This is a genomic window from Roseicyclus sp. (assembly GCF_052168335.1).
Classification (GTDB): Bacteria; Pseudomonadota; Alphaproteobacteria; order Rhodobacterales; family Rhodobacteraceae; genus Roseibacterium.
The window spans coordinates 1-3,851 of the sequence record NZ_JBQLZP010000411.1; the positions used below are offsets into that span (position 1 = coordinate 1).

The following is a 3,851-nucleotide window of genomic DNA, read 5'->3' on the forward strand; positions in this document are numbered from 1 at the left end:
GCCGGAGGCGGGGCGAGGCCGCGCCTTCGCCGGTCGCCGGCGCAGCCGGCGAAACACCCCGAATTCGCGCATGACCGGGGCCGCGCCGCGTGCTAGGCCACGTCCATGGCCGACCTTCCCACCAGGGACCAGATCCTCGACTGGATCGCCGCGAACCCGACGGCGACCTCCAAGCGCGACATCGCGCGCGCCTTCGGCATCAAGGGTGCCGCACGCATCGACCTCAAGCGCCTCCTGAAGGAGCTCGAGGGCCAGGGCCACCTCGAGAAGCGCCGCAAGACCTACCGCGACCCCGAGCGCCTGCCGCCCGTGTCGGTCCTGCAGGTCCTGCCGCCCGACGATCTCGGCGACGTCTTCTGCCGCCCGCTGGAATGGACCGGCGAGGGGCCCGAGCCGCGCATCCTCTTCTCGGCGCGCGCCACCGATCCCGCCGTGGGCGAGGGCGACCGCATCCTCGCGCGCCTGCAGGAGGTGCAGGGCGAGGATCACCAGTATGTCGCCCGCCTGATCCGGCGGATCGGCACCAATCCCCGCCGCGTGCTCGGCATCTTCCGCAAGGGCGCGGAAGGCGGGCGCATCGTTCCCATCGCCAAGGGCGCCGACCTCGAGTGGATGGTGCGCCCCGGCGACACCCACGGCGCGAAGGACGGCGAACTGGTCGAGGCCGAGCAGGCCGGGCCGAAGGCGCGCATGGGCCTGCCGCGCGCGCGCATCACGGAGCGCCTCGGCGATCCCGCAGCGCCCCGCGCCGTCAGCCTCATCGCCATCGCCGAGCACGGCATCCCCGACGCCTTTCCCGACGCCGCCGTCGCCGAGGCGGACGCGGCCAGGCCCGCGGGCCTGACGGGCCGCGAGGATCTGCGCGACCTGCCCCTCGTCACCATCGACCCCGCCGACGCGCGCGACCGCGACGACGCGGTGCTGGCGCATGCCGATGACGACCCGAAGAACAGGGGCGGCCATGTCGTCTGGGTCGCCATCGCCGACGTCGCCCATTACGTGCCCTACGGCAGCGCGCTCGACCGCGAGGCGCGCAGGCGCGGCAATTCCACCTACTTCCCCGACCGCGTCGTGCCGATGCTGCCCGACCGGCTGTCCGGCGATCTCTGCTCGCTCCACGACGGCGTGCCGCGCGCCTGCCTCGCCGTGCGCATGACCATCGGCGCGGACGGCGAATTGCGCGACCACCGCTTCCTCCGGGGCCTCATGCGCTCGCGCGCCTCGCTCGAATATGCCGAGGTGCAGGCCGCGAAGGACGGCGACCCCTCGGAGAAGACCGCGCCGCTGCTGGCCGAGGTGATCGAGCCGCTCTACGCCGCCTATGCCGCGCTCCGCGACGCGCGTGCGCGGCGCCAGCCCCTCGATCTCGACCTGCCCGAGCGGCGGATCGAGCTCGACGAGAAGGGCCGCGTCACCTCCGTCGCCTTCAAGGAGCGGCTCGACGCCCACCGGCTGGTCGAGGAGTTCATGGTGCTGGCGAACGTCGCCGCCGCCCGGACGCTGGCCGAGAAGCGCACGCCGCTCCTCTACCGCGTCCACGAGGAACCCGCGCCCGAGAAGATCGAGGCGCTGCGCGAGACCGCCGAGAGCGCGGGCTTCACGCTCGCCAAGGGCCAGGTGCTCCAGACCGCGCAGCTCAACCGCCTGCTGGCCCAGGCCGAGGGGACGGAGCATGACGAGCTGATCAACATGTCGACGCTCCGCTCCATGACGCAGGCCTATTACAGCCCCGAGAACTTCGGGCATTTCGGCCTCGCGCTGACGCACTACGCGCATTTCACCTCGCCGATCCGGCGCTACTCGGACCTTGTCGTCCACCGGGCGCTGATCGCGGCGCATGGCTGGGGCCGGGACGGCCTCAAGCCCGAGGAGATCGAGCGCCTGGAGGAGACCGCCAAGCACATCTCCGAGACCGAGCGGCGCTCGATGGCGGCCGAGCGCGACACGACCGACCGCTACCTCGCGGCCTATCTCTCCGACCGCGTCGGCGCGACCTTCACCGGCCGGATCAGCGGCATCGCCCGCTTCGGCGCCTTCGTGAAGCTCGACGAGACCGGCGCCGACGGCCTCCTGCCGATGCGCGCGATCGGGCACGAGTATTTCCACTACGACGCCCAGACCCAGACGCTGATGGGCGCGGACAGCGGACTGACCATCGGCATCGGCGACCGCGTGACCGTCAAGCTCGCCGAGGCGGTTCCGGTCACGGGCGGCCTGACGCTGGAACTGATCGAGCTCGACGACAAGGCGATGCCCCGCCGACCGGGGCGCGCGCGCAAGGGCGCGCCGCCCCGCCGCAAGGAGGCGCGCGAGGGCAAGAAGCGCGGAAAGCTGCGCAAGAAGGCGGCCCGCCGCGGCTGAGCTGTCCCGAACGGCAAGACCCCGCGCATGGATCGCGCCGCCCTGTGCCTCGGGCCCCGTTTCCGCTATGTTGCCCGAAAATCGAGCAAGAACGGACCGCAGGACATGCGCGGCGTCATCTACCCAATTCTGGCCCTCTGCGCCCTCGGTGCGCCCGCGGCTGCCTTGCCGCCGGTCTCCTCGCCCCTGCCGCAGCCGCGCCCCGAGCTCAGGACGCTCGCCGTCTCGACCGCCGCGGTCCGGCGGGAGCCGACAGCTTTCGCCGTCACCCGCTCGCCCCGGCCGGTCCTGCGCGGCGCCGTGCCCGCGGCCGAAGACCCCGGCTTCCGCCGCTGGATCGCCGAGTTCCGCACCCGCGCGCTCGCCGGCGGCATCCGGGCCGAGACCTTCGACCGCGCCTTCGCCGGCGTCGCCCTCCAGTCCCGCGTCGTCGAGCGCGACCGCAACCAGGCCGAGTTCAGCCGCACGCTCTGGGACTATCTCGACGGCGCGGTGTCGGACACGCGCGTCGCCAACGGGCGCAGAGCCGTCGCCGAACACCGCGAGACGCTCGCCGCCATCGAGCGGCGCTACCGCGTCGATGCCGAGGTCGTCGTCGCGATCTGGGGCCTCGAGAGCGCCTATGGCGCGATGCGCGGCTCGACCGACATCGTCTCGGCCATGGCGACGCTGGCCTATGACGGGCGGCGGCGCGACTTCTTCGAGGCGCAGCTGATCGCCGCGCTCCGCATCCTGCAGGCGGGCGACGTGGCGCCACGGCAGATGACCGGCTCCTGGGCCGGGGCGATGGGCCACACGCAGTTCATGCCGACGAGCTATCTCGAGCACGCGCAGGACTTCGACGGCGACGGGCGGCGCGACATCTGGTCGGACGACCCGACCGACGCGCTGGCCTCCACCGCCGCCTATCTCGCGCATTTCGGCTGGACCTACGGCCAGCCCTGGGGCGTCGAGGTGGTCCTGCCGCGCGGCTTCGACTATGCGCTGACCGGCGAGCGCGTCCGCCGCGACGCGGGCTTCTGGCGGCGGCAGGGCGTGCGCCTCGCCGATGGCGGCCAGGTGCCCGACCACGGGCAGGCCTTGATCCTGCTTCCCGCGGGCGCGCAGGGCGTGGCCCTCATGATCTTCGACAACTTCCGCGTGATCGAGCGCTACAACCCCGCCGACGCCTACGTGATCGGCGTCGGACACCTCGCTGACCGGATCGCAGGCGGCGCCCCCTTCCGCGCCTCCTGGCCGCGGGGCGACCGCGCCCTGACCGGCGACGAGCGGCGCGAGCTGCAACAGCGGCTGACGGCGGCGGGCTTTCCGACGAACGGCGTGGACGGCATCGTGGGCCCGAACACGATCGAGGCCGTGCGCCGCTTCCAGCAGTCGCGCGGCGTCGTGCCGGACGGCTACGCCTCGCTCAGGCTGCTGGAACAGCTCCGCTAGGCGCGACCGCGTCGCCAAGCACGATCCGTCCCGGCGCCACGACCTCCGCGCACCAG

At 73.0% G+C, this 3,851-nt stretch carries 2 protein-coding genes; both read left to right on the forward strand.

What is annotated here, in order from left to right; genetic code table 11:
• The first annotated feature begins 105 nt into the window (after positions 1 to 105).
• Positions 106 to 2,361, forward strand: a complete 2,256-nt coding sequence (gene rnr / locus ACTS11_RS12515) for a ribonuclease R (protein WP_442640647.1) — start codon at positions 106 to 108, stop codon at positions 2,359 to 2,361.
• 105 nt (positions 2,362 to 2,466) lie between these two features.
• Positions 2,467 to 3,795 (forward strand): lytic murein transglycosylase, encoded by a 1,329-nt coding sequence (locus ACTS11_RS12520; protein WP_442640648.1) that lies wholly within the window; start codon positions 2,467 to 2,469, stop codon positions 3,793 to 3,795.
• The last annotated feature ends 56 nt before the right edge of the window (positions 3,796 to 3,851 follow it).